Origin of the sequence: Chromobacterium vaccinii (assembly GCF_001855275.1) — a bacterium.
Lineage (GTDB): Bacteria > Pseudomonadota > Gammaproteobacteria > Burkholderiales > Chromobacteriaceae > Chromobacterium > Chromobacterium vaccinii.
Genome location: NZ_CP017707.1, coordinates 1,775,051 through 1,802,050, shown reverse-complemented (window position 1 = coordinate 1,802,050; position 27,000 = coordinate 1,775,051). Strand labels below are relative to the sequence as shown.

23 protein-coding genes are annotated in these 27,000 nt (G+C 66.8%); 9 read left to right on the top strand and 14 right to left on the bottom strand.

The genetic code is table 11. From position 1 onward, the window contains the following. The 4 genes from BKX93_RS08280 to BKX93_RS08265 all read right to left on the bottom strand — a co-directional run bounded on the left by BKX93_RS08280 (nucleotide 1) and on the right by BKX93_RS08265 (nucleotide 9,463). Nucleotides 1-936, bottom strand: a complete 936-nt coding sequence (locus BKX93_RS08280) for a diguanylate cyclase domain-containing protein (protein WP_046157201.1) — start codon at nucleotides 934-936, stop codon at nucleotides 1-3. Continuing rightward, entirely contained in the window at nucleotides 933-5,486 is a 4,554-nt protein-coding gene (locus BKX93_RS08275) for a PAS domain S-box protein (RefSeq protein ID WP_186009509.1), read from the bottom strand. The genes BKX93_RS08280 and BKX93_RS08275 overlap by 4 nt, the downstream gene beginning before the upstream one ends. Before the next feature lie 262 nt (nucleotides 5,487-5,748). Continuing rightward, nucleotides 5,749-7,821 (bottom strand): prolyl oligopeptidase family serine peptidase, encoded by a 2,073-nt coding sequence (locus BKX93_RS08270; RefSeq protein ID WP_070979484.1) that lies wholly within the window; start codon nucleotides 7,819-7,821, stop codon nucleotides 5,749-5,751. Between the two features lie 187 nt (nucleotides 7,822-8,008). Further along, entirely contained in the window at nucleotides 8,009-9,463 is a 1,455-nt protein-coding gene (locus BKX93_RS08265; protein WP_070979482.1) for an amidase, read from the bottom strand. 71 nt (nucleotides 9,464-9,534) lie between these two features. Between BKX93_RS08265 and BKX93_RS08260 the strand changes: the two genes are divergently transcribed. Continuing rightward, nucleotides 9,535-10,182, top strand: a complete 648-nt coding sequence (locus BKX93_RS08260) for a TetR/AcrR family transcriptional regulator (protein ID WP_222103297.1) — start codon at nucleotides 9,535-9,537, stop codon at nucleotides 10,180-10,182. Nucleotides 10,183-10,227: 45 nt separating this feature from the next. Here BKX93_RS08260 and nemA read toward each other — a convergent pair whose 3' ends face one another. The 3 genes from nemA to BKX93_RS08245 form a co-directional block, all read right to left on the bottom strand. Next, the gene (nemA, locus tag BKX93_RS08255; RefSeq protein WP_046167414.1) at nucleotides 10,228-11,322 is read right to left on the bottom strand and encodes an alkene reductase; all 1,095 of its coding nucleotides are present in this window, start codon (nucleotides 11,320-11,322) and stop codon (nucleotides 10,228-10,230) included. A gap of 28 nt (nucleotides 11,323-11,350) precedes the next feature. Further along, complete coding sequence (locus BKX93_RS08250) at nucleotides 11,351-12,091, bottom strand: NADPH-dependent oxidoreductase (RefSeq protein WP_070979480.1); 741 nt, start codon at nucleotides 12,089-12,091, stop codon at nucleotides 11,351-11,353. An 86-nt stretch (nucleotides 12,092-12,177) separates the two neighbouring features. Further along, nucleotides 12,178-12,795, bottom strand: coding sequence for a TetR/AcrR family transcriptional regulator (locus tag BKX93_RS08245; RefSeq protein ID WP_021477715.1), 618 nt, complete (start codon nucleotides 12,793-12,795; stop codon nucleotides 12,178-12,180). 197 nt (nucleotides 12,796-12,992) lie between these two features. Here BKX93_RS08245 and BKX93_RS08240 point away from each other — a divergent pair, with 197 nt between their 5' ends. Beyond that, entirely contained in the window at nucleotides 12,993-13,949 is a 957-nt protein-coding gene (locus BKX93_RS08240) for a metallophosphoesterase family protein (protein ID WP_046157196.1), read from the top strand. Between the two features lie 14 nt (nucleotides 13,950-13,963). Beyond that, nucleotides 13,964-14,281 carry a cupredoxin domain-containing protein gene (locus BKX93_RS08235; RefSeq protein ID WP_070979479.1) on the top strand — a complete coding sequence of 106 codons (318 nt, stop codon included), beginning with the start codon at nucleotides 13,964-13,966 and terminating at the stop codon, nucleotides 14,279-14,281. An 18-nt stretch (nucleotides 14,282-14,299) separates the two neighbouring features. On the opposite strand, the gene BKX93_RS08230 is transcribed toward BKX93_RS08235, so the two are convergent. Then, nucleotides 14,300-14,572, bottom strand: coding sequence for a metal/formaldehyde-sensitive transcriptional repressor (locus BKX93_RS08230; RefSeq protein WP_046157194.1), 273 nt, complete (start codon nucleotides 14,570-14,572; stop codon nucleotides 14,300-14,302). 116 nt (nucleotides 14,573-14,688) lie between these two features. On the opposite strand from BKX93_RS08230, the gene BKX93_RS08225 reads away from it, so the two are divergent. Together BKX93_RS08225 and BKX93_RS08220 are read left to right on the top strand one after the other, a co-directional pair. Continuing rightward, a complete protein-coding gene (locus tag BKX93_RS08225) occupies nucleotides 14,689-15,786 on the top strand; it encodes a nickel/cobalt efflux transporter (RefSeq protein ID WP_070979477.1) in 1,098 nt (365 codons plus the stop codon). Between the two features lie 185 nt (nucleotides 15,787-15,971). Beyond that, nucleotides 15,972-18,239, top strand: coding sequence for a nitric-oxide reductase large subunit (locus tag BKX93_RS08220; protein WP_070979475.1), 2,268 nt, complete (start codon nucleotides 15,972-15,974; stop codon nucleotides 18,237-18,239). 380 nt (nucleotides 18,240-18,619) lie between these two features. On the opposite strand, the gene BKX93_RS08215 is transcribed toward BKX93_RS08220, so the two are convergent. The 3 genes from BKX93_RS08215 to BKX93_RS08205 all read right to left on the bottom strand — a co-directional run bounded on the left by BKX93_RS08215 (nucleotide 18,620) and on the right by BKX93_RS08205 (nucleotide 22,205). Beyond that, nucleotides 18,620-19,147, bottom strand: coding sequence for a GNAT family N-acetyltransferase (locus BKX93_RS08215; RefSeq protein WP_070979473.1), 528 nt, complete (start codon nucleotides 19,145-19,147; stop codon nucleotides 18,620-18,622). A 110-nt stretch (nucleotides 19,148-19,257) separates the two neighbouring features. Beyond that, nucleotides 19,258-19,584, bottom strand: a complete 327-nt coding sequence (locus BKX93_RS08210) for a hypothetical protein (protein WP_222103296.1) — start codon at nucleotides 19,582-19,584, stop codon at nucleotides 19,258-19,260. Next, a complete protein-coding gene (locus tag BKX93_RS08205) occupies nucleotides 19,581-22,205 on the bottom strand; it encodes a glycoside hydrolase family 15 protein (RefSeq protein WP_083340477.1) in 2,625 nt (874 codons plus the stop codon). The genes BKX93_RS08210 and BKX93_RS08205 overlap by 4 nt, the downstream gene beginning before the upstream one ends. Nucleotides 22,206-22,505: 300 nt before the next feature. On the opposite strand from BKX93_RS08205, the gene BKX93_RS08200 reads away from it, so the two are divergent. The 3 genes from BKX93_RS08200 (at nucleotide 22,506) to BKX93_RS08190 (ending at nucleotide 24,988) form a co-directional block, all read left to right on the top strand. Beyond that, nucleotides 22,506-23,138 (top strand): lytic polysaccharide monooxygenase auxiliary activity family 9 protein, encoded by a 633-nt coding sequence (locus tag BKX93_RS08200; protein ID WP_070979469.1) that lies wholly within the window; start codon nucleotides 22,506-22,508, stop codon nucleotides 23,136-23,138. Between the two features lie 143 nt (nucleotides 23,139-23,281). Continuing rightward, nucleotides 23,282-24,496 carry an NO-inducible flavohemoprotein gene (hmpA, locus tag BKX93_RS08195; RefSeq protein WP_070979468.1) on the top strand — a complete coding sequence of 405 codons (1,215 nt, stop codon included), beginning with the start codon at nucleotides 23,282-23,284 and terminating at the stop codon, nucleotides 24,494-24,496. A 54-nt stretch (nucleotides 24,497-24,550) separates the two neighbouring features. Next, nucleotides 24,551-24,988, top strand: a complete 438-nt coding sequence (locus tag BKX93_RS08190) for an RrF2 family transcriptional regulator (protein ID WP_046157187.1) — start codon at nucleotides 24,551-24,553, stop codon at nucleotides 24,986-24,988. A gap of 150 nt (nucleotides 24,989-25,138) precedes the next feature. Here the strand turns inward: BKX93_RS08190 and BKX93_RS08185 are convergent, their stop codons facing one another. Continuing rightward, complete coding sequence (locus BKX93_RS08185; protein WP_070979466.1) at nucleotides 25,139-25,519, bottom strand: VOC family protein; 381 nt, start codon at nucleotides 25,517-25,519, stop codon at nucleotides 25,139-25,141. Between the two features lie 121 nt (nucleotides 25,520-25,640). On the opposite strand from BKX93_RS08185, the gene BKX93_RS08180 reads away from it, so the two are divergent. After that, on the top strand, nucleotides 25,641-25,982 hold the full coding sequence (locus BKX93_RS08180) for a YnfA family protein (RefSeq protein ID WP_070979464.1): 342 nt from the start codon (nucleotides 25,641-25,643) through the stop codon (nucleotides 25,980-25,982). A gap of 11 nt (nucleotides 25,983-25,993) precedes the next feature. Here BKX93_RS08180 and BKX93_RS08175 read toward each other — a convergent pair whose 3' ends face one another. After that, the gene (locus BKX93_RS08175; RefSeq protein WP_070979462.1) at nucleotides 25,994-26,446 is read right to left on the bottom strand and encodes a DMT family transporter; all 453 of its coding nucleotides are present in this window, start codon (nucleotides 26,444-26,446) and stop codon (nucleotides 25,994-25,996) included. A 2-nt stretch (nucleotides 26,447-26,448) separates the two neighbouring features. After that, the gene (locus BKX93_RS08170) at nucleotides 26,449-26,919 is read right to left on the bottom strand and encodes a DMT family transporter (RefSeq protein WP_070979460.1); all 471 of its coding nucleotides are present in this window, start codon (nucleotides 26,917-26,919) and stop codon (nucleotides 26,449-26,451) included. Nucleotides 26,920-27,000: the final 81 nt, after the last annotated feature.

Genomic DNA, 27,000 nt, shown 5'->3' with positions numbered 1-27,000 from the left:
CTAAACCGCGCAGACGCGCCCGCGGCCAGTCCGCTTGGCCAGGTACAGCTGGTCGTCGGCCAGGCGGAGCAGGCGTTCGCCGTCTTCCCCGGCATCCGGTTCGATCACGGCCACCCCCTGGCTCAGCGTGACGCAGACGTCGACGCTTGAGGCCGGATGCTGGATGTGCAGGGCCCGCACCGCCGCGTCTATCTTGATGGCTACCGTCACCGCGCCGGCCAGCGTGGTTTCCGGCAGCAGACAGACAAATTCCTCTCCGCCGTAGCGCGCGGCCAGGTCGTAGGGGCGGCGCATCTGATCCTGGATCGCCGACGCCACCTGGCGCAGGCATTCGTCGCCGGCGTGGTGGCCGCAGCTGTCGTTGTATTTCTTGAACAGGTCGACGTCGGACAGGATCAGCGCCAGCGTGCTGCGCGCGCGCTGGCAGTGGCGCCAGGCCTTGTCGAGGCGCTCGTCGAAATTCCTGCGGTTGGCGATGCCGGTCAAACCGTCGTGATAGGCCAGCACGCGCAACTGGTCGGCCTGGAATTTCAGCGTCAGGTGGGCGTTGACGCGGTTGAGCAGGGTGATGGGGGTGACGGGCTTGCTGACGAAATCGGCGGCGCCGGCCTCCCAGCATTCCAGCTCCTGTTGCGGGCTTTGCAGCCCGGTGACGAAGATGACGGGAATATCATGGGTGGCCGGATCCTGTTTCAGGCGCCGGCATACGTCCATGCCGTTGAGGCCGGGCATTTCCACGTCCAGCAGCAGCATGTCCGGCGGCGTGGCCCGGCAGAATTCCAGCGCCTGCTCGCCGTTGGTGGCCATGAAGACATCGTGCCGTTCGCGCAGTATCTGATGCGCGACCACGATATTGGCCGGCTGGTCGTCGACGACCAGTATCCGGCCGCGCCGGCCGGCGGCAGGCCGGGCAAGGCCTGGGATGTCTTGGTTCATGGCTGTGGCGCTTTCTGCTGCCGCATGTCCTCGCACAGGCGGACGGCAGCCGTGAAGTTCATCTGCATGATCGCCTGGTTGAGCCGGTCGAACTCGCCGGGCCGGGCGCGGCCATGGCGTTGCCGGAGCGAGGCGAACAGCTGTATCGCCTCGACATTGGCTTCGCGCAGCAGCTGGGCCAGTCTGGCGAGGCCCTCGACCAGTTCGAGGCTCGGGTCCTGGCCATCAGGATGCTGCGGCGCGTTGAGGCGCGACGAGTTTTCCAGCTCCGCCGCCAATTGCCTGGCGGCCTGTTCGGCTTGCCCGGCTTCCCGTTCCAGGTCGGCGTAGTCAGCGGGCCAATCCTGCTTGGCGGACCGCAGCGCTTTTTCTTCCAGAGCGGACGTCGCCGCCAGGGTTTCCGCGCCGATGGTGGCTGCCAGTCCTTTCAGTGTATGCAGAAACTGTATGCCTTGCTCGCGCTGCCGGAGGCGGCGCGCTTGCTGCAATCCATCCCGCAGCGCGCGGCTTTCCTCGCAGAAACTGAGCAGGGTGTGGCGGTAGATTTCCAGATTGCCGCCGAAGCGAACGATGGCGGCTTCGCTGTTCAGCAGCCGGCCGGCGACGGCAGCGGCCGGAGGGCGGCTTTCCGGAGCGGCCTGGCCGCGGGCGTGGTGCAGGATGACGCCGACCAGCTGGGCCAGGTCGAAGGGTTTGCCGACATGGTCGTTCATGCCGGATGCCAGCGCGGCTTCGCGATCCGCCGGCATCACGTTGGCGGTCATGGCGACGATGGGCAGCGCCTCGGACGGGAAATCCTGCCGCAGAAGCCGGGTGACGGCATAGCCGTCCATGTCCGGCATCTGGATGTCCATCAATACCAGATTGTAAGGCGCGGGGGCGTTGCGAACCGCGTCCAGCGCCGCCATGCCGCAGTCGGCCACATCGATTTCGGCGCCTTCGCTGCCCAGCAGCTCGCGGGCGACTTGCTGGTTGGTCAGGTTGTCCTCCACCAGCAGCAGCCGCAACCCGCTCAGCCGCATTTGCCGGGGCGCGTCCGGAGGCGGGAGGCTTTCGCGGCGGCCATTGCCCGCCCGGGCGTCGGCGACGGCGTCGAACAGCATGGAGGCGGTGAGGGGCTTGACCAGCAGGCTGTCGAACATGTCTGGAGACTGGCTTCGCCGCTGCTCGAGCAGCTCGCGGCCATAAGCGGTGACCAGCACGATCACCGAGGCGCGCGCGCGGCTTTCCAGCTGGCGCAGCCGGCTGCAGGTTTCCCAGCCGTCCAGTCCCGGCATGCGCCAGTCCACCAGGATAACGTCATAGTCTTTCGGGCGGGGCCGCTCCATCAGGGCCAGCGCCTCCTCGCCGCTGGCCGCGGTATCCACTTGCCAGCCAAAGGCGCGCAACAGGCCGCTCTGGGTTTGGCGGGCGTTGTCGTTGTCGTCTATCACCAGGCAGCTGAGATCGCGCAGCGAGACGACGTCGACCGCCGGTTTCGGCGCTTCGGCCGTTTCGCAATCGATCTCGAAGCGGAACAGGCTGCCTTTTCCCGCTTCGCTTTCCACGCTCAGCTGGCCGCCCATCAGCGTCACCAGCCGTTGGCTGATGGCCAGGCCCAGGCCGGAGCCGCCGTAGCGGCGCGCGGTCGAGGCTTCTGCCTGGGAAAAGCCCTCGAAGATGCGTTGCAGATGTTCGGGCGCGATGCCGATGCCGGTGTCGCGCACCGAGAAGGCGATGCGCAGCTTGTCCTGTTTCCGGCCAAGCAGCCGCGCGGCCATCACCACTTCGCCGCGTTCGGTGAACTTGATCGCGTTGCCGGACAGGTTGATCAGGATTTGCTGCAGCCGCAGCGCGTCGGCGGAGATCCAGTCGGGCAGCTCGGGGTCGATGTCGAACAGCACTTCCACGTCCTTGTCGCCGACATTGGCGGACATGATCACGCCGACGTCGCGCAACAGTTTGTCGACGCTGAACGGATGGGGGGCCAGCGTCAGCTTGCCGACCTCCACCCGGGAGAAGTCCAGGATGTCGTTGAGTATGCCCAGCAGGGTGCGGGCGGCCGAGGCGGCCTTGTCGGCGTAGTCGGCCTGGCGCGGATTCAGGCCGGTCTGCTGGATCAGCTGCAGCATGCCCAGGATGGCGTTCATCGGCGTGCGGATTTCGTGGCTCATATTGGCCAGGAACTCCGACTTGGCGCGGTTGGCGCTGTCCGCCGCGGCTTTGGCCTGGCTCAGCCACGCTTCGCGTTCGCGCTCCAGCGTGACGTCGCGATTGATGCCGGCCACCCGGATCGCCTTGCCGCCTGAGCCGTATTCGACCCGGGCCGCGGCCTGCAGGTGGCGGGTTTCGCCGTCCTGCCGCAGGATGCGGAAGTCGGCGTTGTAGACGTCGGAGCCTTCCAGCGCGCGCTGCAGCTGGTGTTCCGCCTGTTCGACGTCGTCGGGATGGACCCGGCCGCGCCAGTGGTTGTAGTAGAGGCCGAAGTCGCGGAATGATCGGGGCAGGTCGTAGATCTCGAACATGCGGTCGTTCCATTCCAGCATGTCGCTGTCTATCGTCCAGCTCCAGATGCCGAGTTCGGCTACCTCCGCCGCCTTGACCAGCTGGTCGCGCGCCAGTTCCAGCTGGCGGCGGTCCTGTTCGCGCTGGGTGATGTCCGCGGCGATGACGAGATAGCCGGTGACGAGGCCATCGTCGTTTTCCAGCGCCGATACGGTCAGCAGCACCGGCAGGGTGCCGCCGTTGCGGCGGACGTAGGTCCATTGGCTTTCGTCAGGGCCCAGCCGGGACGGAGCGATGATGGCGTCGAGTCCGGGCTCGATCTCCTGGCCCAGGCGCTCGCCGATCAGACGCGTGCGCTCTGCCAGTTCGCGCGGATCATGGAAGCGGGTCAGGGATTCGCGTCCTATCATGTCGGCGGCGGCGTAGCCCAGCATGCGTTCGGCGGCGGGGTTGAACAGAGTGATCACGCCATCCTGGTCGGTGGCGATGATGGCGTAGCCGGCATTGGCGAGGATGGCGTTTTGCAGCGCGGAGAATACCCGGATCTGCGCGGTGCGCTGTTCCACTTGCCTCTCCAGCCAGGCATTCATTTCGAGGATGCGCCGCTCGTTCGCCACCTGTTCGGTGATGTCGCGGATGATCAGAGCGACGCCGCCCTGCCGGCCGGCGGTCAGCACCGGCGAGACGGTGACGGCGGCATCCAGCCGCCTGCCCTCCCGGTCGTGGAGGAAGCAGATCAGCTCCAGCGGCGTCAACTCCCGCGGCTCGACGCTCCGGAAGGATAGCGCGCGGCTGTCCGCCGAGGGCAGCTGGATGAAGTTTTCCAGCGGTTTGCCCAGCGTTTCCCGCGCCGGGTAGCCCAGCATTTTTTCCGCGCCCAGGTTCCAGCTGGCGATGCGGCCTTCGGTGGAGCAGCCGATGATGGCGTCGTGCGAGCTTTCCACGATGGCGGCCAGCTCAGCCTGGCGGGCGCTGGCTTGCCGGTATTTGCGCCGGTAGACCGCCAGCACCATGGCGATCAGCAAAAATACGCCCAGCGCGCTGCCCAGCGCGGACAGGCGGGCGGTTTGGGCCAGCTTGGCGACTGCCTGATCCGGCAGCGCGGCGTAAATGCGGCAGTAGTGTTCCGGCGCGGCTGGATCGAAGGGGATGTCCAGCCAGCGGGCGTAGGCGGTGCCGTGGGGCGAGGCATAGGCTTGCAGGCCATCCGGCTGGTCGGCCCTGGCTGGAGTCGGCCGGAAGTCGTCCTGCCAGCGCCAGCGCTGGCCATGCTCGAAGCCGAACGTGCGCTGAGGGTCGGGCTGCAGCAGATAGTCGCCGTCGCGGTTGGTCAGGTAGATGCGCAGCTCCACCGGAATGTTTTTCAGGAGCGACTGCAGCAGCCGGCTGGCATTGTAATTGAGGATCACAATGCCGAACATGCGTCCCTGCTCGTTGAATATCGGGGTGGCCACGCGCAGCGTCGGGAGCAGCGCGGCATCGGGTTGCGGATGCGGAGAATGGCGCCGGCCCGCCGTGATGTCGGAAAAATAGACTTGTCCCCGCGCCAGCTTGGCTGTGGCTTGCATGTAATCGCTGCCGCCATGCGTGCGCAGCGTTTGGGCGGATACGATTTGCGCCTGGCCGCCGGGGCCGCGCTCGGCCCGCACCAGTTCCCGGCCGTTGTCCGCCACGCCGATGAAGCGAATGGCGGTCAGGTCGGGGTTGGCGTCGAGGAAGGAGGCGAATATGGTGCCCAGTTGCCGCCTCCAGGTTTCATCGCGGGTGTTTTTCCGGCGGTCCTGGCCCTGCTTGGACGCGGCGCGGACGATGCCGGACACCGGTGGCGTGTTGCCGAGAAACAGCGCGTCGCGGCGCAGCTGGTCGAACTGCTGCCGCAGGATGTCGTTGCGGGTATGGGTGACGTAGCCCAGGCGGATCTGGTAGGCGCTCAGCAGCTGTTGGCGTTGGTGCAGGCCCGCCTGGAACGCCACCACCGCGGCGACGGCCGCCACCATGCACAGGAAGGCGACGATCAGCCGCAATTCCTGTTTCAGCCAGCCGGACAGACGCGGAATCCGAGACACGGGCAGCTCCTGCGAGTAAGGAGGGGCGGATCGGCGATACCGTTTTCGATTATAGGTAGAGCCGGCGCGCATTTGAATTGCATTTCATGCGAAGGCGCGAGGCCGGCCGATTGCCGCGGGGGCGGCCGGGCGGAGCGGGCAAAAGGGGAGCGCTTCGCCGGCGGGGGGCATTCGATAAAACGCCCGGGACGCGTTGGCGCGGCCGGGCGTTGGCGCATCCCCTGCCGGGGAAAAAGCGGCCCCGCAGCGGGGCCGTCGTGGATCAGCGCAGTTCTTTCCACAGGAATGCGTATTCCATCGCCGCGATGCGGGCTTCCTCATCGTGGCTGGCGGCGGCGCCGTGACCGCCTTCGGTGCGCTCGTAATAGCGGACATCGGCGCCCATCGCCTTCATCGCCGCGTACATCTTGCGGGCGTGGCCGGGATGGACGCGGTCGTCCAGCGTGGAGGTGGCGAACAGCGTGGCCGGGTACTTGGCGCCGGGCCGGATGTTCTGGTACGGCGAATAGCGCTGGATGTAGGCCCAGTCTGTCGGCTGGTCCGGGTTGCCGTATTCGTCCATCCAGCTGGCGCCGGCCAAGAGCTTGTTGAAGCGCCGCATGTCCAGCAGCGGCACCTGGCAGACCACGGCGTGGAACAGCTGCGGGTACTTGGTCAGCATCACGCCCATCAGCAGGCCGCCGTTGCTGCCGCCCTTGATGCCGAGATGGCGGGCGTCGGCGATGCCGCGCCGGGCCAGATCCCTGGCGATGGACGCGAAGTCGTCGTAGGCTTTCTGGCGTTTGTGCTTCAACGCCGCCTCGTGCCAGGCCGGGCCGTATTCGCCGCCGCCGCGGATATTGCCCAGCACGTAGACGCCGCCTCGCTCCAGCCAGGCCTTGCCCAATGTGCCGCTGTAATAGGGCGTCAGCGACACTTCGAAGCCGCCGTAGCCGTACAGCAGCGTCGGGTTCTTGCCGTTCAGCTTCACGTCCTTGCGCGCCACCACGAAGTAGGGCACGCGGGTGCCGTCGTCGGAGCGGGCGAAGAACTGCTGGATGCGATAGGGCTTGGCGTCGAAGAAGGCGGGCTGCTGTTTCAGCGGCTCGCGCGCGTCGCTGCCGGCGTGGGCCAGCGACAGCGAGGTCGGCGTCAGGAAGTCGGTGAAGGTGAAGAAGTAGTCGTCGGAGTCGTCGCTGTCCACCGCGCTGACGCTGATGCTGCCGTAGCCGGGCGCGCCCACCGGGCGCGACTGCCATTTGCCGTCCACCACTTTCCATTCGACCAGCCGGCTCTTGACGTTGTCGAGCACGGTCAGGATCAGCGCGTCGCGGGTGCCGGCGCTGCCGCCCAGCGAGGTGGTGGCGCTGGGCTGGAACAGGGCGGCGACGTCGCGCTTGCCCTGCAGGTAGTCGCTTGCCTTGATGGCCAGCAGGCTGCCGGCCTTCCATTCATGGCCGCCGACATTCCAGTCCTGACGCGGCCGCAGCAGCAGCCAGGGGCCATGGAAGGACGCTTCGACGTGGCCGGGCTTGTCCAGCTTCAGCCACTTGCCGTCCTGTTTCAGGTAGGTGTCGCTGGAGAAGAAGCTGGTGCCTTGGCTGATCACGTCATAATGATGGCCGGCGGTGTCGATGCCGTCGGCGTTGACCGAGATGTCGGTCTGCTTGCCCTCGAACAGCGTCGCGGCGGCGGCCAGCGGCTGGCCGCGCTTCCATTCCTTGACGATGCGGGGATAGCCGGAATCGGTCAGCGAGCCTTTGCCGAAGTCGGTGGCGACGTACAGCGTGTCGCGGTCGGCCCAGTTGACCTCGCTCTTGGCTTCCGGCACCACGAAGCCGTCGGCGAGGAAGCGTTTGGCCGGCAGGTCGAATTCGCGCACCACCGCGGCGTCGCCGCCGCCGCGGCTCAGCCGGATCAGGCAGCGGTCCTGCTTGGGCTTGACGCAGTCCGCGCCTTGCCACACCCAGTTTTCCTTTTCATCCTTCGCCAGCTTGTCCAGGTCCAGCACCATCTCCCAGGCCGGATCGGCCTTGCGGTATTCGTCCAGCGTGGCGCTGCGCCACAGGCCTCGCGGGTGCTGGGCATCGCGCCAGAAGTTGTAGTAGCGGTCGCCTATCTTTTCGATGGAGGGAATGCGCGCGCTGGAGTCGAGGACGGCCAGAATGTCCCGCTTCAACTGCGGGAAGCTTTTCCAGCCCTCGGTTTCCTTGACGGTGAGCGCGTTCTGCTGATGCACCCATTGCAGCGCATCCTTGCCCTGGATGTTTTCCAGCCACAGGTAGGGGTCCTGCGCGGCGGCATGGCCCTGCGCCGCCAACAGCAGAGCCGCGGACGCGAGCAGTCTGGTCTTCATGATGTTCTCCTAAGTGCGGAGCCCTTGCCGCCGGCGCGGTTGGCGTGCAGGGCGCCCTGTTGTCGCGGCGCGCCGGTCGGGCGGCGGCCAGTTCCAGACTGTATCGCGTTTCAAATCCTTTTGTCATCGGCGCGGGACGCCGGTTTCCCTTTCTGATTGAGGCGTCTGGGTTCGGCTGCCGCGGGTTTCAGGCTTTTCCCGCCCATATCGTCGGCCTGCGGCCTGCCCATGGCAGGCCGCGCTCCAGCTGGCCTGCCATCCGGAACAGCGCGTCCTCCCGTCCGGCCGGCGCGACGAACTGCATGCCGACCGGCAAGCCGGACGCCGCATCCTGGAACAGCGGCACCGACATGGCCGGCGCGCCGGCGGCGTTGAAGACCGGGGTGAACGGCGAGCCGCCCATCACGCGCTCGGTCCACTGGTGGCCGTCCATCGTTTCCGCGCCGGCCGCATAGCTGCCGATGGGCGGCGCCAGATCGGGCAGGGTCGGCGTCAGCAGCAGATCGTAGCGCGAGAAGAAGGCGGCGACGCTGCGGGTGACGACGTTGCGCAGATCCAGCGCCCGCACGATCTCGATGCCGCGTATCCCGTGTCCGGTCCGGTAGACGGCGAGCGTCTGCGGCTCCAGCGTGGACAGATCGATCTTGCGCCCGGTGGCTGCCGCCATGTCGTCGATCCAGGCGGCGATGTTGGCGGCCCACAGCACCGAGCTGGCGCGGACGAAGGCGTCCCAGCTGCAGCCCAAGGGAAGTTCCGCCTCTTCCACGACATGGCCTAGCGACTCGCATAGCCGCATGGCGGCTTCCAGATGCCCGACGATGGCCGTCGCCGTGCGCTGGCCGCCCCAGGCTTGCGGCATCACGCCTATCTTCAGCCTGCCGGGTTCTATGCCGACCTGCGCAAGATAGCTGCCGTCTGGTTCCTCTATGCAAAAGGGCTGGCCGGCGTCCGCGCCGCGCGCGGCGTCGAGCAGCGCGGCGCTGTCGCGCACCGAACGGCTGACGCCCAGTTGCGCGGCCAGGCCGTGGATGGCCTCGTCGAGAATCGGGCCGTTGGATACGCGGCCGCGCGTCGGCTTCAGTCCGAATGCGCCGGAGGCGGCGGACGGGATGCGGATGGAGCCGGCCGCGTCGGTCGCATGGGCCATCGGCACGATGCCGGCGGCTACCGCTGCCGCCGCGCCGCCGCTGGAGCCGCCCGCGCCGCGAGCCGGATTCCAGGGATTGCGGGTCGGGCCGCAGAGCGCGGATTCGGTGGTGCCGCTCCAGGCGAACTCGGGCGTGGTGGTTCGTCCCAGCGTCGCCAGTCCCGCTTCGCGGAAGCGCCGCATCAGGATGGAGTCGGCCGCGGCGGTGAAGCCTTGCGCCAGCCGGCTGCCGAATTCTATCTTCCTGCCAGCCATGGTCACGCCGACATCCTTGATCAGGAAGGGCACGCCGGCGAGCGGCGAGCCGCGCTCCAGCGCCGGGGCGATGCCCGACAGTTCGGGTTGCCAGGTTTCGATGACCGCGTTGATTTGAGGGTTGACCGCCGCGCACGCCCGCAGCGCCGCATCGGCGAGCTCCTGCGGGCTGACTTCGCCCCGCGCGACCAGATTGCCCAGTCCCACCGCGTCATATTGCGCATATTCCGAAAGCTTCATCGCTGATTCCCATGGAGGATGCCCCGGCTCGACATGAGCCGGAGATTGGTGATACCGTTCGGTATCATTGCATGGGCATGATGATACCGATCGGTATCGTCGTCAAGACGGATGGAAAAATGAACAAGCGAAAAGCGGGCGAGTCTTCGGCCGCGCCGCGGGAGCGCCTCCTCGAGGCGGCAGGCGAACTGTTTTACAACGATGGCATCCGGGCGACCGGCGTCGAGGCGATCGCCGCCCGGGCGAATACCACCAAGATGGCGCTGTACCGCCATTTCCAGTCGAAAGACGCGCTGTTGGCGGAATGGCTGCGCCAGGTGATCGCCAGCTACTGGCGCACGTTCGACGCCATAGCGGCCGAGCATGCCGGGGATCCGCGCGCGCAGATTCTGGGGTGGGCGGCTTTCTTCGCCGACGACGCCGGCGCCTGGTCGCACCGCGGCTGTCCGTTCATCAATTCGATCGCGGAGCTGCCGGACAGAGAGCACGTCGGCCGCAAACTGATAGCGGAATACAAGCAAGGCCAGTGGCGGCGGCTGGCGGGCTTGTGCCGGGCCGCCGGCCTCGCGTCGCCCGAGGATACGGCGAGCGAACTGATGCTGGTGTTCGAGGGCGCGCAGGTCGCCGCGCAGAACCAGTCCATCGTTGATGCCGGCACGCTCGCGCTGCGGATCGCCAGCGCCATTGTCGAACGGCAGGCGAAGGCGTCGACCGGCTGAGCCGCCGTGAAAAAGCCCCGCGGCGGGCGGGGCTTGGCCGGGAGCTTACAGCGCCGGGTAGTCGGTATAGCCTTCCGCGCCGCCGCCGTAGAAGCTGTCCGGCTTGGGCGGATTCAGCGGGGCGTTGCGCTTCAGCCGCTCCACCAGGTCCGGGTTGGCGATATAGCTGCGGCCGAAGGCGGCGGCGTCGATATAGCCTTTCCTCAGCAGCGTTTCGGCCTTTTCCGCGGTGTAGCCGCCGGCGCCGATTATCACCCCCGGATAGCGCTGGCGCAGCTCGGCGCGGAAGCCGTCGTCCAACACCGGGCCGCCGGCCCAGTCGGGCTCGGAGATGTGCAGGAAAGCCAGCTTGCGCTTGGCCAGCTGCTCGGCCAGGTACAGCGCCATCTCCAGCTGGTCGGTGTTGGTGACGCCGTTGAAGATGCCCAGCGGCGAGATGCGGATGCCGACGTGATCGGCGTCCCACTCGGCCACCACCGCGTCCACCACTTCCAGCAGGAAGCGGGCGCGGTTTTCCACGCTGCCGCCGTACTGGTCGGCGCGGACGTTGGCTTGCGGCGACAGGAACTGGTCGATCAGATAGCCGTGGGCGCCGTGGATTTCCACCAGGTCGAAGCCGGCGCGGCGCGCGTTGTCTGTGGCGCGGCGGTAGTCCTCGATGATGTCCTCGATTTCCTCGATTTCCAGCGCGCGCGGGGTGTCGCATTGCTCGCGCACCAAGCTGCCGTCGGCGGCGCGGATATTGGTGCGGCTGTCGGCCTGGATGGCGGAGGGGCCGACCGGCGCGTCGCCGTTAGGCTGCAGCGAGCGGTGCGAGATGCGGCCGGTGTGCCACAGTTGCAGCGCGATCTTGCCGCCGTCCTGATGCACGGCGTCGGTCACTTCGCTCCAGGCGCGGACCTGTTCCTCGCTGTAGATGCCGGGCGCGCCGGCATAGCCCTTGGCGGTGGGCGAGATGTGGGTGCCCTCGGCCACGATCAGGCCGGCGCTGGCGCGCTGGCGATAGTATTCCTTGGCCAGCGGGCCGGGCACGTCGCCCGGTTCGATGTTGCGCAGGCGGGTCAGCGGGGCCATCGCCACGCGGTTGGCCAGGGCGACGGCGCCCATTTGCAGCGGGGTCAGCAGTTTGTCGGCGTGCATATCGGTTTCCTTGGAGGAGTGGTCGGAGTTACTGCTCGAAGCCAAAACCCTGGGCGCGCGCGACGGGCGCGACCTTGGGGAAGTAAACCTGGCGGTAGTAGCGCGCGGTGTTGGCGGTCCAGGGCTCGCCGTCGGCGCGGCCGATGTCCTGCCAGTGGCGGCGCAGGGTGTCGTCGTAGGCGGCGATGTGGCCGGCCAGCTCAGCGGCCTGGTAGCTTTCGCGATGGACGAAGCTCGAGCGCGGCAGGCGGGGTTTCTGTTCGGCGTCATCCTGAACGTGGCCTATCACCAGGCCAACCAGCGGGAAGGTCAGTTCCGGCAGATCCAGCAGGTCTATCATCGCCTGCGGATCGCGGCGGATGCCGCCGATCGGCACCACGCCCAGACCGGCGGCGTGCGAGGCGGTGATCATGTTGCCCAGCGCGATGCCGGCATCCACCGAGCCGACGGCGAAGGCTTCCACGCTGTCGTGTATCACCTGCTTTTCGCCGGCCATCTCCACGCCGAGATGGGTTTTGTGGAAGTCCATCACCACAGCGACGAACACCGGCGCCTGCGCGATCCACGGTTGTCCGCCGGCGATTTCGGCGATGCGCCGGCGGCGTTCGGCGTCCTGCACCACCACCAGCGAGACCTGCTGGCCGTTGATCGAGGTGGGGCCTTTCCAGGCGGCGTCCAGCACGGCGTCCAGCAGTTCCGGGGCGACGGGCTTGTCCTGATAGCTGCGCACGCTGCGATGGCTGTGCATCAGTTGCAAGGTTTCGTTCATGATTCGCTCCATTTCAATTAAATGAGTAGACCAGTCGTCTAGTATTGGTTTCAAGAAAACCCGCCGGCTGCGGCGGGGGGCTCTCTTTATCGTTTACAGCTGGCGTTGTCAGGCTGCGGCAGCATGGTTTCCGTCAAGCGGTAGGCGTTGTGCATGGGCTGGTCGGAGCGCTGCACCTTGTACAGCAGCGCGCTGCCCACCCACAGGCTGTACAGGCTGGCGGCCAACTCGTCGGCTTCCAGATAGGTGCACAGGCTGCCTTCGGCCTGGCCGCGGCGTATGGCGTCGGCCAGGCGGGAAATCAGCCGGCCCATGCCTTCGGCCAGCATTTCGCGCATCGGCTCGGACAGGTCGGACACTTCCGCCGCCAGTTTCACCGCCAGGCAGGTATGGCTCTGTTCGGTGCAGCGGTGGGTGTCCAGCCAGCCCTGGAAATAGCGGATCAGGCAGTCGCGGGCGTTGCCGGACTCGGGCCGCAGCAGCACCACCAGTCTTTCGTCGTAACTCAGGAAGTAGCGGCGCAGCATTTCGACGCCGTAGCCTTCCTTGGACGGAAAGTAATGGTAGAACGACCCCTTGGGCACGCCGGCGGTGGAGAGGATCTCCGCCAGCCCGACGGCTGCGAAGCCTTTGCCGAGGATGATTTCCTCGCCGGTGGCCAGCAGGTGCTCGCGGGTGTCGGCTGAATGATTGGCTCGTGACATGCGCTGAATACTACTAGACCAGTCGTCTAGTTTCAAGAAAATTATCCGCAGCCTCTCAAACCGTTGTCGTTTTCATTCCACAGCGGCGCGGCTTGACTGAGCCGGATGCCCATCCTACAACCAGCTCAGCGCGTCGCCGCCAAGCGGCCGATCCGGTCGGACGACCGGGCGGAGGCGCATTGCGAAAGGAGCGGGCGATGGACGAAAAGAATGCAACGGATCAAGAAGGCGCGCCGGATGCAGGCCGCCGCGAGGCCTTGGGCTGTCTGGCCGCCTGGTCCGGCGCGGCGCTGGTGTGGACCATGGCGGGCGGCGTGCCGCGGGCGCAGGCCGCCGAAGAGATGGGCGCCGGCGAGAGCGGCTTGAGTTTCGTGCAGATCAGCGACACCCACCTCGGCTTCCACCGCGAGGCCAATCCCGACGTGCAGGGCAGCCTGCGCCGCGCGATCGCCGACATCAATGCCTTGCAGCGGGCGCCGGCCTTCGCCGTGCACACCGGCGACGTCAGCCACCTGTCCAAGCCGGAGGAGTTCGACCTGGGCCGGCAGATGTTCAAGGAGATCCGCGTCGACCGCGTCCACACCATTCCCGGCGAGCATGACGCGCTGGACGACGGCGTGTCCGGCTATCTGAAGTTCTTCGACCACGACGGCAAGGGCAAGGCCTGGTACAGCTTCGACCAGGGCGGCGTCCACTTCGTCGCGCTCAACAATGTACTGAACTTCTCCACCGGCCGGCTGGCGGCGCTGGGCGACGAGCAACTGGCCTGGCTGAAGCGCGATCTGGCCGGGCTGTCCCGTTCCACGCCCATCATCGTGCTGGCCCATATTCCCTTGTGGACGGTGTACGAGCCGTGGGGCTGGGGCACCGCCGACGCCGACCGGGTGATGGCGTTGCTGCGGCCGTTCGGCTCGGTGACGGTGTTGAACGGCCATATTCATCAGGTGATGCAGAAAGTGGAGGGGCATGTCGCCTTCCACACCGCGCGCTCGCTGGCCTATCCGCTGCCGACGCCGGGCCAGGCTGGTTTCGGCGAGCCGGCGCCGGTCAAGGTGCCGGCCGGGGAGTTGGGCAAGCTGCTGGGCACCCGGCAGCTGACCATCGTTCCGGGCAGCGGCCAGCTGGCGATGGTCGACACGCCGCTGGATCATTGAGAGAGGGGGATGGCATGAGCGCTTGGAAACCGGGAGCGGCGCTGGGCGCCTGGCTGGCCGCCGGCATGGCCTGGGCCGGACCGCAGCAGGTGGACATCAGCAAGTTCGCGTTCACGCCGAAGGAGGTCACGGTGGCGCCGGGCGCCAAGGTGACGTGGGTCAACCATGATGAAGTCCCGCATACGGTGTCGGGCCGCGACAAGTCCTTCGTCTCCAAGGCGCTGGACACCGACGATCACTACGAGCATGTGTTCGACAAGGAAGGCGACTATGCCTACTTCTGCGCGGTGCACCCGTACATGACCGGCGTGGTGCATGTGCGCAAGCCCTGAACCGGTGGCGGTTTCCGGCTATTTCAGATAGGAGCGGAGCACTTGCAGCACGGCGTCCAGGTCGTGCTGGCGCTGCTCCAGCTCCGGCTCCTTGACCACGTGGTCGGTCAGATGGCCTTCCATCACCGCTAGCATCAGCCCGTTGACCGCGCCGCGTATCGCGGCGATCTGCTGCAGGATGGCCGAACAGTCGCCATCGCTCTCCAGTTGTTTTTCCAGCGCGGCGGCCTGGCCCTTCAGGCGGCGCACCCGCGCCAGCAGTTTGGCCTTGTCCCGTACCGTGTGCGACATCGTGTGGTTCTCCGTTCTCGATCACCTGATCTTAGCATGGCATATACTGGGGGCTAGTATATTGATACTGGGGGTGAGTATAATGCGGCGCACCTACCTCCTACCCGGAAATCGCCATGACTTCGTTCTCCGCCCTGCTGCAGCAGGGCAACGCCTGGCTGTTCATGCCCAGCGCCATCGCGCTGGGCGCCTTGCACGGCCTGGAGCCGGGCCACTCCAAGACCATGATGGCCGCCTTCATCGTCGCCATCCGCGGCACGGTGCGCCAGGCCGTGCTGCTTGGCCTGGCCGCCACCGTGTCCCACACCGCGGTGGTGTGGCTGGTGGCGCTGGCAGGTTTGCATTTCGGCCGCAGCTGGAATGCCGAAACCGCGGAGCCGTATTTTCAGATCGCATCGGCGGCGCTGGTGATCATGGTGGCCGCGTGGATGATGTGGCGCACCTGGCGCCATAGCCGGCATGGCCACGATCACCATCACCATGATGGCGAGGCCAGGGAGATCGACACCGGCCACGGCGTGGTGGCGCTGGAGATTGCCGAGGCCGGCATGCCGCCGCGCTTCCGCCTGGCCGCGGCGGATGGCCATCGGCTGGCGTGGCGGGCCGATCAAGTTGTGCTGGAAACGGAGCGCGCCGACGGCGGCCGCCAGGTTTTCGCTTTCCGCGACGTCGGCGCTTTCCTGGAGTCGGTGGAAGACATTCCCGAGCCGCACGCCTTCGTCGCGCGCCTGAAGCTGGGGCACGGCCATCACAGCCATGACTACGACATCGAATTCGCCGAGCATGGTCATCATGCGGAGGTTCGGGACGAGGGCCTGGATGTGTCCGCGTCCGGCTATCAGGACCCGCACGAGAGGGCGCACGCCAACGACATCCGCCGCCGCTTCGCCGGCCGCGACGTCACCACCGGCCAGATCGTGCTGTTCGGCCTGACCGGCGGCCTGGTGCCGTGCCCGGCCTCCATCACCGTGCTGCTGCTGTGCCTGCAGCTGAAGCAGGCGGCGCTGGGCGCGACGCTGGTGTTGTGCTTCAGCATAGGCCTGGCCTTGACCATGGTGGCGTCCGGCGTGCTGGCGGCGTTGAGCGTCAAGCATGTGTCGCGCCGCTGGAGCGGTTTCGGCGCATGGGTGAGGAGAGCGCCGTATGTCTCCGGCGCGCTGATCATGCTGGTGGGGCTGTATCTGGGCTGGTCCGGCTGGTCGCACCTGGCCTGAACGGCTGCTTGTTCCTGCCAGGCGGCTCCCATGCGGGGCCGCCTTTTTTCATGCGTTTTCAAGGGATGGATTCCGCGGACTTGATCTGCATCATGCTTAAAGATGTGCAATATATACATCTTTATTTCCGGCATGTAGGCTGCGGATTGAGTCAGTTACTTGGGAGGCCCGCGAAGGGAGCGCATATGAAAAACACGCGAAGACTATGGGGATGGCTGGCGGTGATCTGCCTGCTGTCATTCTCGGTCCTGCTCTATATGGGCAAGGAAATCTATCAGGCGGCGCCGCCGATACCGACGGCGGTGCAGGGCGCCGACGGCAAGACGCTGTTCACCGGCGAGCAGATACGCCGCGGCCAGCAGGCCTGGCTGGCGTCTGGCGGCCAGCAGCTGGGCACGGTGTGGGGGCACGGCAGCTACGTGGCGCCGGACTGGTCGGCCGACTGGCTGCACCGCGAGGCGCTGGCGCTGCGCGAGGAGTGGGCCAAGCAGCGCTTCGGCAAGCCTTACGCGCAGCTGGATGTCGGCCATCAGGGCATGCTGGACGCCGAGCTGCGCCGCGAGATGCGCGCCAACGGCTATGACGCGGCCAGCGACACGCTGACGCTGAGCGCGGCCCGCGCCGCCGCCGCGCGCGAGGTGGCCGCTCATTATCAGGGCCTGTACGGCGCAGATACGGCTTTCGACAAATTGCGCGAGCAGTACGCGATGACCGCCAACGCGCTGCCGTCGGCCGAAGATCGTCTGGCGGTGTCGGCGTTCTTCTTCTGGTCGGCCTGGTCCGCAGCCGCCGACCGGCCGGGCGAGACCGGCGTGTCCTACACCAACAACTGGCCGCATGAGCCGCTGGTCGGCAACGCGCCCACCGCGGCCAACGGCATGTGGTCTATCGCCAGCGTGATCCTGATGCTGGCCGGCATCGCCGCCATGGTGTGGTATCACATGGCCGCCGGCGAAGGCGAGGAGCCCGCTCAGGTGCCGGATGCCGACCCGCTGGGCCGGCTCAAGGCCACGCCGTCGATGCGCGCCACCCGCAAGTATTTCTATGTGGTGATCGGCCTGTTGCTGACCCAGGTGGGCATGGGCGCCATCACCGCCCACTACGCGGTGGAGGGCCACAGCTTCTTCGGCCTGCCGCTGGCCGAGGTGCTGCCCTGGGTGGTGAGCCGCACCATTCACACCCAGTTCGGCGTGTTGTGGATCGCCACCGCCTGGCTGGCCACCGGCCTGTATATCGCGCCGTTGCTGTCCGGCCATGAGCCCAAGCATCAGAAACTGGGCGTGGACGTGTTGTTCTGGGCGCTGATCTTCATCGTGGTCGGCTCCACCGTCTGCGGCTGGCTGGGCACGCTGCAGCGGCTGGGCACCGACTTCAGCTTCTGGATCGGCAACCAGGGCCTCGCCTACACCAGCATGGGCCGGGTGTGGCAGATCTTGCTGTTCATCGGCCTGTTGTTCTGGCTGTTCCTGGTGGCGCGCGCGTTGCTGCCGGCGCTGCGCAATCCGGAGACCGAGGGCCGCAGCCTGATCGCGATGCTGCTGCTGTCCGCGGCCTGCATCGGCCTGTTCTACGCCACCTCGCTGGCCTGGGGCCAGCATACCCATTACTCGATGATCGAGTACTGGCGCTGGTGGCTGGTACACCTGTGGGTGGAAGGCTTCTTCGAAGTGTTCGCCACCGCGGTGATCGCGCTGATCTTCGCGCGGCTGGGCCTGATCCGCATGGCCAGCGCCAACCGCGCCATCGTGCTGGAAACCATTGTCTTCCTGTTCGGCGGCATCCTGGGCACGCTGCACCATCTGTACTTCACCGGCGCGTCCACCGCGGTGATCTCGATCGGCGCGGTGTTCTCGGCGTTCGAAGTGGTGCCGCTGGCGCTGGTGGGCTTCGAGGGCTGGCAGACTTACCGCCGCGGCGGCGCCGCGCCGTGGGTGGCGCGCTACAAGTGGGCCATCCTGTGCTTCGTCGCGGTCGGCTTGTGGAATACCGTGGGCGCCGGCCTGCTGGGCTTCGCCATCAACCCGCCGATCTCGCTGTACTACGTGCAGGGGCTGAACATGACGCCGGCCCACGGCCACGCGGCGCTGTTCGGCGTCTACGGCATGCTGGGCATAGGCTTGATGCTGTTCTGCCTGCGCGGCGTGTCGGAGGCGGAGCAATGGGATGACGGCCTGTTGAAGCCGACCTTCTGGATGCTCAACATCGGCCTGTTCATGATGGTGTTCATGTCCATCCTGCCCTCCGGCATCTACCAGGCCTGGGCCAGCATCGAGCATGGTTTGTGGTATGCGCGCTCGCCGGAGGTGGTGCACTCGGCGCTGATGCAGAATCTGGTGTGGCTGCGGGTGCCGGGCGACATCGTGTTCGCGCTGGGCGTGCTGTATCTGGGCCGCTTCGCCTTGAAGCTGCTGGGCTGGGGCGGCAGGAAGGCTGCTGCGGCGCAACGGGCGTGAGCCATTGTCTGGGAGCCCGTTTTGGGCTCCCTTTATATTGAATCCGCTGCGCGGATGATGGTTTTGAATGCCGGGGCTGCCCGGCGAGCAGGGAAGGGATATTTGTGTGGCCAAATATCCCCTCCACCCCTAAAAGCCACCCTGCAAGCCTGGCCTGCGGCTTCCCGCCGAGCAGAGTCAGGCCCGAGGCGCGGCTGAACTCGCCCCGCGCTAACGTCGCGGGGCTCGGACAGGCAGCCGCTTAAAACCTCGGGCCTGCCGCCCGGCGGCAGGCTTGAAGGGAGCGGGCGCTGCGGAAGCGTGGATGCTTCTTGTTGGCCCATCTTCCACGCAGGAATACCAAAATCGGATGAGGCCGGGCTTGCCCAGCTTTTCCGCGCCTACAACACCTTGTACATCAGCGTGGTGGCTTGCAGTTTTTCGCCGCGGCCGTCCCAGGCGTAGCCGGGGATCCGGCCGGCTGCCAGATAGCCCAGCGACAGGTACAGCGGCTCGGCCTTGTCGCCGCTGGCGGTGTCCAGCGTCAACAGGCTGCGGCCGCGTTGCCGCGCCTGGAGCTCCAATTCCGCCATCAGCGCGCGGGCCAGCCCCAGGCGGCGGTGGCGCGGATGCACCATCAGCTTGCAGACCTCGGCGCGGTGCGGCTGGTTGGGCGGGGTGTCGCAGTCCAGCTGCGCGCTGCCGGCCAGTTCGCCGTCCGCCAGCGCCGCCAGCAGCACGCGGCCGCCGCCGGCGACGCCGGGCAAGGTCTTGTCGCGCCAGAACGCGGCGGCTTGTTCAATGGGGAAGGGCTGCACGAAATGGATGCTGGCGCCGTCATGCACGCAGGCGTGCAAGAGTTCGGCCAGTTGCGGCACGCGGGCTTGGGTTTGCGCGGCGTCGAGCGCGATGATTTCCAGCTGCGCCATCTTGAGTCTCCTGTTTTTTGTTTCTGGATATGCGGGCTTGATTGTGAAGCAAGAAAAAGGCCCGGCAGACCGGGCCTTCGTCATCTACGCGGCAAGACACCGCAGCCGGATCAGGGATCGGGCGGCCTGGGCAGCGGCTGCGCGTCGGGAATATCCGGCGCGCCGCGCTGGATTTCCACTTTGGCCACCACCGGCGCGGCATCCGGCCGCCAGCTGTCGCCGCCCTTTTTCATCGGCGGCAGCGCCGGACGGGCTGGCGGCCGCCACTGCGTGGCGGGCGTGGCTTGATGGACGATGGGTTGGACCGGCGGCGCGGCGGCCGGTTTGGCGGTGGCCTGCGGAGGAGAAGGGGGCTCCGCTTGCCGCAGCCGCCAGGCCGCGCCGCCAGCCGCCGCCAGGCCTATCAGGATGAGGAGTCCGGCGCGGCGAGGGATCACCAGCTCACCTGGTCGTTCAGGTTGAGGCTGCCGCTAGCTGGCGTCTGCAGGCTGCGGTTGCCGGACCGGTTCTCCCAGCTCACGCTGCCGTCGGCGTTCTTGCGGTAGTACTTGTAGGCGATCTGTTGGCCGGCCGGCAAGTTGACGCCGTTTCGCCACGAAGGATAGGCGGCCGCGTCCAGCGGGATGCCGAGGTCGGTGTTCCAGTTGCCCAGCGCGCGGGCATTGCCGGTGATGTAGACCTGCTGGCCCCACTGCGTGCCGGCGCTGGCGTTGATGGCCACCGCCACCTCGCCGGCCTTGGGCGCGGCGCGGCAGTTGTTGTAGCGGGCGCAGACCGCTTGCGGAACATCGACGATGCGGCCGGCGTTGATCGAGGCCAGCAGGCTGATGTATTCGCCCATCGCCCAGTTCAGCGGCCCCATTGAGTTGGTGGCGCTGCCCGGCTGGTAGCCGGGCGGCGTGGTCACCGCCCAGCCGTCCGGCAGCGTGGCGCTGTTCGACCATACCTGCTCCGGCAGCATGCCTTCCGGCGTGGCCAGCAGCTTCAGCGTGGAGAAGTACGGTTGGCCGGCGCTGCCCGCCCCCTGGCGGGCGATTTCGTACATGCCGCGCTCGGCGGTGAAGATCGGCCACAGCCGGCCGACGCCCGCGCCATCGAAGTCGCCGCCGTCGTTGTGCTCGCCGTAGCCGTCGAAGTTGTAGCGGAACCAGGCGTTAGCCGGCAGCTTGGGCGCGCCGGGCAGCGCCAGGTATTGGCCGAGCACGCTGTCGAATACCGACATGGTGTTGACGATGGTGGGGTCGTCGGCGCGTTTGACGCCCATCCGCACCAACTCCAGAAAGCCGCCGTCCACCACGCGGCGCGCGTCATGGCTGCCGCCGCCGTTCTTCACCGTCAGCGTCTGAGGCGTATCCGGCCCGGCGGACGGATTGAAGCTGGCGCGGTCGGCGCCGCTTCCCGCGCGATTGGCCGGATTGATCCGGATGTAGTAGCTGCCGTTGCCGAAGCCGCCGCTGGTGGTATAGGTCCAGGCGGCGACGTTCTGCTGCCAGTAGTCGGCGGCGGACAGGTAGCGGCCGGCGCTGGCGTCGTCGCCGTTGGCGCGGGCGATGTCGGCGGCGGCCACCAGGCCGGCGATCTCGGCGGCGAGGGTCGACGGCGAGTAGCCGGAGTTCTCCTCCCAGCGCTCCTGGTAGCTCCACGGGCCGGTGGCGACGATGTAGTCGGCGGTCAGCTTGATCTTGGGCCACAGCGGATTGGAAACGGACGGCCCCAGCCGCCAGGCCAGCAGGATGGGCATCGCCTGCTCGTCCATCTGCGTGCCCTGCCAGTACGGCCAGCCGCTGATCCAGGCGTTCTGCGGGAAGCGGCCGACACGGCTGAAGCCGGCGGCGCAGCCTGGCGCGTTGTATTCCGCCGCGCCGCAGTCGCTGCCCTGCTGCAGCGTGTTGAAAAGGTAGCCCACCACCGTGGACGCCGTGGCGGCGTCGCCGGCGGTATAGAGGGCGTTGGCGAACTTGAACAGGTCGCGCGGCCATACCAGGTGGTAGCCGCCCTGATTGGCGTCGCCCTGGGTCTCGCCCCATGGCGTGCCGATGCCGGCGATCATCGCGCCGTTGCTCTTGTCCTGCATCGTCTTCAGCGTCATCGCCGCCAGGTAGTAGCGGTCGTCGGCCAGGCCGCCCTGGGTGGACAGGCCGGCGGCGTAGGCGTGCCAGGCGTTGTCGTACTGCTGTTGCGCGGCTGAAAGATCGCTGCCCAAGGACGCGGCGGCGGCGTTGACGGCGTCGCCCTGGCTTTTGCCGAAGCCCAGCGCCATGTCGAAAGACACGCTGGCCGCGGCCGGATCGCCCAGGTCCAGCCAGCCGGTCTGGGCGACGTTGCCGTTGGTGGCCGAGCCGTAGGTCCAATTCATCGTGTTGTCGCCGCTGCCTATCAGATCGGTCCAGCCGTCGCTCTGGCCGACGAAGCCGTTGGACAGCATGGCCTGGCCGTTGACGGTCTTCCATGGCAGGCTGGCCATCAGCGCCGAGGCGCGGCTGTTGCGGCTGGCCGCCAGCGCGTAGCCGCCGGCTGCGGCCACGGTCTGGGCGCTGTTGCCGCTGCCGGAGTTGTCGAGATAGGGCTTGAACAGCACGTATAGATTGAAGTCGCCGACTGTATGGCCGTTCAGCGCGGTGAAGGTCACGCGCTGCACCAGCGCGTCGCGGTTGGGGTCGGCGAAGATGCGTTTGCTGATCCGCCAATTGTGGCCATCATTGCCGGTGCTGGCGATCCAGCTCATCGTGCGTTTGTCGCTCTGGCCGGCGGAGTAGGCCTGGCGTTTCTCCTCGTCGACGAAGGTCTTGCCGGCGTCGCCGACCAGAAACTGCAGATCCACCGATTCCGGCGTGTCCAGCGCCGGGTAATACACCTCGGACACGATGCCGCGATAGCCAGTGAAGTAGACGCGGGAAGGGCTGTTGACCGCGGTGCCGACGAAGGACTTGGAAGCCGGGCCGCGGACCGGCGCGGCGCCGGGCGCGCCGAAAGCCTCCGCGGCCTGGATGGTGGGTGAGAACAGGGCGGCGATCAGGACGCCCAAAAGCGCGGGGCGGGTCAGGGACGGATGGGGCATGGTTATTGTCTCCTCTTGGTTTTGCTGGCGTTGACGAAGCCTTTTGGCTCAATGTCATTGTAATTTTGTTACGCAATATACCAAATAAATGAGATGGCGGCGGCGCGCGCCCACGCGGGTGCTCGGGAGTACAGGCCGCGGCGAAACGCAAGCGCCGCCAGGCCATTTGGATGGGGGGTCATGCGCCGAGCCGGTCTGCCGGTACAAAGGATGGGGCAAGACGGGTAGGGTGGCGCTTACGCTGCCAACAGCCGGGCAAACTGTCCGGCTTTCCAACCCATACCGATACAAGGGGATGCAATGAGCCAGACCAAGGTGGAGTCCCAATCCGTCGCCCAGCCTCGCCACGGCCAAGTTTTCGCGCCTGCCTCGCGCGGCCAGCTGTGCGTCGACGGCGTCAACGCGCAATGTCCGCTGCAGAGCTGGCATGTCAACGGCCTGGAGAGCGGCAAATTCTTCCCGGCGATGGAGGCCAGCCTGCATGATCCGCTGGCGCCGTCCGACGCCGTCAACGCCAAGCCGCCGGTCGACGGCAGGATAGCCAGCGCCGGGCAGGAGCACTCGGCGGTGCTGGACGAGCAGAGCGCCGACCGCTGGCACAAGCATCCGGTGAAATCCGGCCAGATTCAGGAGTTCAAGTGGAGCTACCACGCCGTCCATCCGACGCGACGTTGGAACTACTTCATCACCAAGGCGGATTGGGACCCGAACCGGCCGCTGACGCGCGCCCAGTTCGAGGCGGAGCCGTTCTACAAGGCAGAGCTGACCGCCCAGCCGTTCTGGGAGCACCAGGCGGAGCTGACCCCGCCGCAGCCGACCATCCATCAAGTCCGTCTGCCGGAACGCCGCGGTTATCACGTGGTGCTGGCGGTATGGGAAGTGGCGGACACCGGCAACGCCTTCTACCAGGTGATCGATTTCAATTTCTCGTGACGCGCGCGCGGCGTTGCAGCTGTAGTTTTGTGACGCAGATCAAATAAACATGTATTATTTAAACATCTTTTAAGGGTCCCCGGCGGTCAGGGGATTTTTTTCGGCAGTGAAGATGTATTTTTTGAATATCTTAAGGAGCTGACATGCTGAGCGAACAAACCCGATCCCTGGTCAAAGCCACCGTGCCGGTGCTGCAGCAGCACGGCGTGGCGCTGACCAGCCATTTCTACCGCCGCATGTTCGAACACAATCCGGAACTGAAGAACGTGTTCAACCAGGGCCATCAGCATTCCGGCCAGCAGCAGCAGGCATTGGCGATGGCGGTGCTGGCCTACGCCCAGCATATCGACGATCCGTCGCCGCTGCTGCCGGTGTTGACCCGCGTCGCGCACAAGCATGTCAGCCTGGGCATACGCGCCGAGCACTATCCCATCGTCGGCAAGCATCTGCTGGCCTCCATCCGCGAGGTGCTGGGCGAGGCGGCCGGCGACGATCTGATCCAGGCCTGGGCCGAGGCCTACGGCTTGCTGGCGGACACGCTGATCGGCATCGAAAACGGCATGTACCGCGAAACCACCAACGCCGATGGCGGCTGGAGCGGCTGGCGGCCGTTCCGGGTGGCGAAAAGGGAAACGGAGAGCGAGGAGATCGCGTCGTTCTATCTGGAGCCCTGCGACGGCGGCGCGCTGCCGCCGTTCAAGCCCGGCCAGTACGTGTCGGTGAAGCGTTTCGTCGTCGAGTGGGGGCTGAGCCAGCCGCGCCAGTACAGCCTGTCCGACGCGCCCAACGGCGAGCACCTGCGCATCTCGGTCAAGCGCGAAGACGCGGGAGAAGGCAAGCCGGCCGGCCGCATGTCCAATCTGCTGCATCGCGAGGTCCAGGTTGGCGACGTGCTGGAGCTGAGCGCGCCGCAGGGCGACTTCTTCCTGCATGAGGAACGGAACGGCCCGGCAGTGCTGATCAGCGCCGGCGTCGGCCAGACGCCGATGCAGGCGATGCTGGGCCAGCTTCTCAAGCGCGGCGGCCGCGAGGTGCGTTTCCTGCACGCTGCCCGGCACGGCGGCGCGCACGCGATGGGCGCGAAAGTGCGACAGTTGGCCGAACGCCATCCGCAGTTGCGGATTCATGTTTGTTACGAGACGCCGCGCGCGCAGGATGTGATCGGCGCCGATTACCACGCGGCCGGCCGCCTGAGCCTGCACGAGATCAAGAGCCTGGCGCTGCTGCCGGATGCCGACTATTACCTGTGCGGCCCGCTGGGCTTCATGCGCGCGCAGCGCGACAGCCTGCGCGGCCTGGGCGTGGCGGCCGACCGCATCCATTACGAAGTGTTCGGCTCCCACCCCGGCGACGATTGAGGCCATCGGCCAGACGCGGTATGCTGCCGCCGACTCCCCGCACCGAAGATAGACATGCAACTGACCCGATTCACCGACCTAGGACTGCGCGTGCTGATGTACCTGACCGGGCAGCAGCCCGGCCAGCTGGCCACCATTCCGGAGATCGCCGAGCGGTTCGAGGTGTCGCGCAACCACCTGGTCAAGGTGGTGCACTTCATGGCGCAGCAGGGCTGGCTGGCCACCACCCGGGGCAAGGGCGGGGGCATGGCGTTGGCGCGGCAGCCCGAACACTACCGGTTGGGCGAGGTGGTGCGCACGCTGGAAGGCAAGCCTCAGTTGATAGACTGCGCCGAACCTCCGTGCGCGCTGAGCCGCGGCTGTTTGCTGAAAGGCGCGCTGGACGAGGCGCTGGCGGCCTTTTTCCTGACGCTGGACGGCTATACGCTGCGCGACATCGTGGCCAGTCCAACCGGCGAAGCCATCATCCGTCTGCATCGTCTGAGCAGCTGATAGCGCCCTGATCCTGCGTTGCGCTTTCTTGCCGTACCATGTGTACTGTCTGCGTCGGCGCGCCTTGACTCAGGGCGTTATCAGCGGCTCTAGTGTTTGAGTTGCTTCCTTGCCGTGCTCTGCGAGGCCCCCCGTCGGCGGCCTTGGCGCTTAGGCCGCCGCCGGACCTTTCAGCTCGACGCCGTTGCCGTCCGGGTCGCGCAGGTAGATCGACGGGCCGGTGCCTTCGGCGCCGAAGCGCTGCTTGGCCGGCTCGACGGCGATGCCCAGCTGGATCAAATGGGCGCGGATCGCGTCTTCATCGAATGGCTCCACCCGCAGACAGAAGTGGTCGACATTGTTGCCGGCCGTTTCGCCGCCGGGCAGCAGGTCGATCAGCGCGCTGCCCGCGTCCAGATGCACCAATCCCAGTTTTTCCTGTCTCTTCACCACTCGGCAGCCCAGCGCTTCCAGATAGAAACGCTCGGAGCGGGCGGGATCGGCGACGCGCAACACGATGTGATCGAGCCCTAAGATAGCGAATGGGGCCATGGTTTTCTCCTGTAGGTGGTGCTGATTTCTATATGATATTTAAATGATATTTGATTGTTAAATTGTTATTTTAGATGACATCCATAGCGCCAGGACTGGCGCGGGATGCAGGAGAGGGTGTATGGAATGGTTGTCCGGCCTGTCGCGCATGGCGGGCCTGTTCGTGTTGACCGCGTTGGCCGAGATCGTCGGCTGTTATCTGCCGTGGCTGGTGTTGCGCGAGGGGAAATCCTGGTGGCTGCTGGTTCCGGCCGCGTTGTCGCTGGCGCTGTTCGCCTGGCTGCTGACCCTGCATCCGGCGGCGGCCGGCCGCACTTACGCCGCTTACGGCGGCGTCTACGTGACGGTGGCGATAGGCTGGTTGTGGCTGGTGGACGGCGTGCGGCCGGACCGCTGGGACGCGATCGGCTGCGCGCTGGCGCTGGCCGGCATGGCGGTGATCATGCTGGCGCCGCGCGGGTAGGGGGCAAAGGATCAAGGCATCGCACGCGCCGCCGCCGGTTTGGCATGGTCGCGTCTGGACACATGGAGGCCAGCGGTGATCAGCGCGACGCCGGCCGCTTGAGCCAGCGCGGATTTGCCGCCGCTTCCCGCCAGGCGGTCGATCAGCACGCCGGCCACCATCTGGCCGGCGATCACCAGCAGCGCGGTTTTCATCGTGCCCAGCCGCGGCAGCGCGAAGCCATTGAGGGCGACGAATGCCGCGCCGATGAGGCCGCCGCACCAGGCGGTCCAGGGGGCGTTCAGCGGCAGGTCAAGCGCCGCCACGCCGCAGGCCAGCAACAGGCTCAAAAACAGAAAGCCGCCCAGATGGTTCCAGAACGACGCAGCCAGGGCGCCGTCGTGTTGCGCCAGCTTGCCGTTGAGGGAGCGGCTGCCGCCTATGCACAGCCCGTTAACGATGGCCAAGGTCATGAACAGCAACATGTTCAAGCTCCGAAAATCAGGATCGCGCAGCCGGACAGCACCAGCGGCAGCGCCAGGGCGTCGTTCAGGCGAAGCGGGCGGCGCGGCATGCCGAACAGGCCGAAGCGGTCGGACAGCAGGCCGAACAGCACTTGTCCGACCATGCCCAGCGCCAGGGTGCCGGACAGCGCCAGCGGGCTGTTGACGGCGATGGCGGCCAGCGCCACCGTCAAGGCGCCGGGCACGCCGCCCAAGTAGGCCCAACGGGGCGGCCGGCCGGCAGGGGGCCTTGTCTGGCGCTGCGCCTTCCAAAGCAGCAGGGCGGCCAGCATGCCTATCGCGTGGGCCAGCCACGACGCGGTCAGCGGGTTGCCGTAAGCGGCGAGCCGGCTGTTGCAATGGATCATCAGCGCGAGCAGCGCGCCGGCAAGCAGCGCCAGCGCGCTCAGTCCGTACTCCGTGAGCGGCTGGGCGGCGGAATGATGGGTATGCATGGAAATCCTTCAGGTCTTGAACGAACGCGGCGAGGCCGGATGCCAGAACTGTACATTGTGTCTTATTGACTGATAATCCAT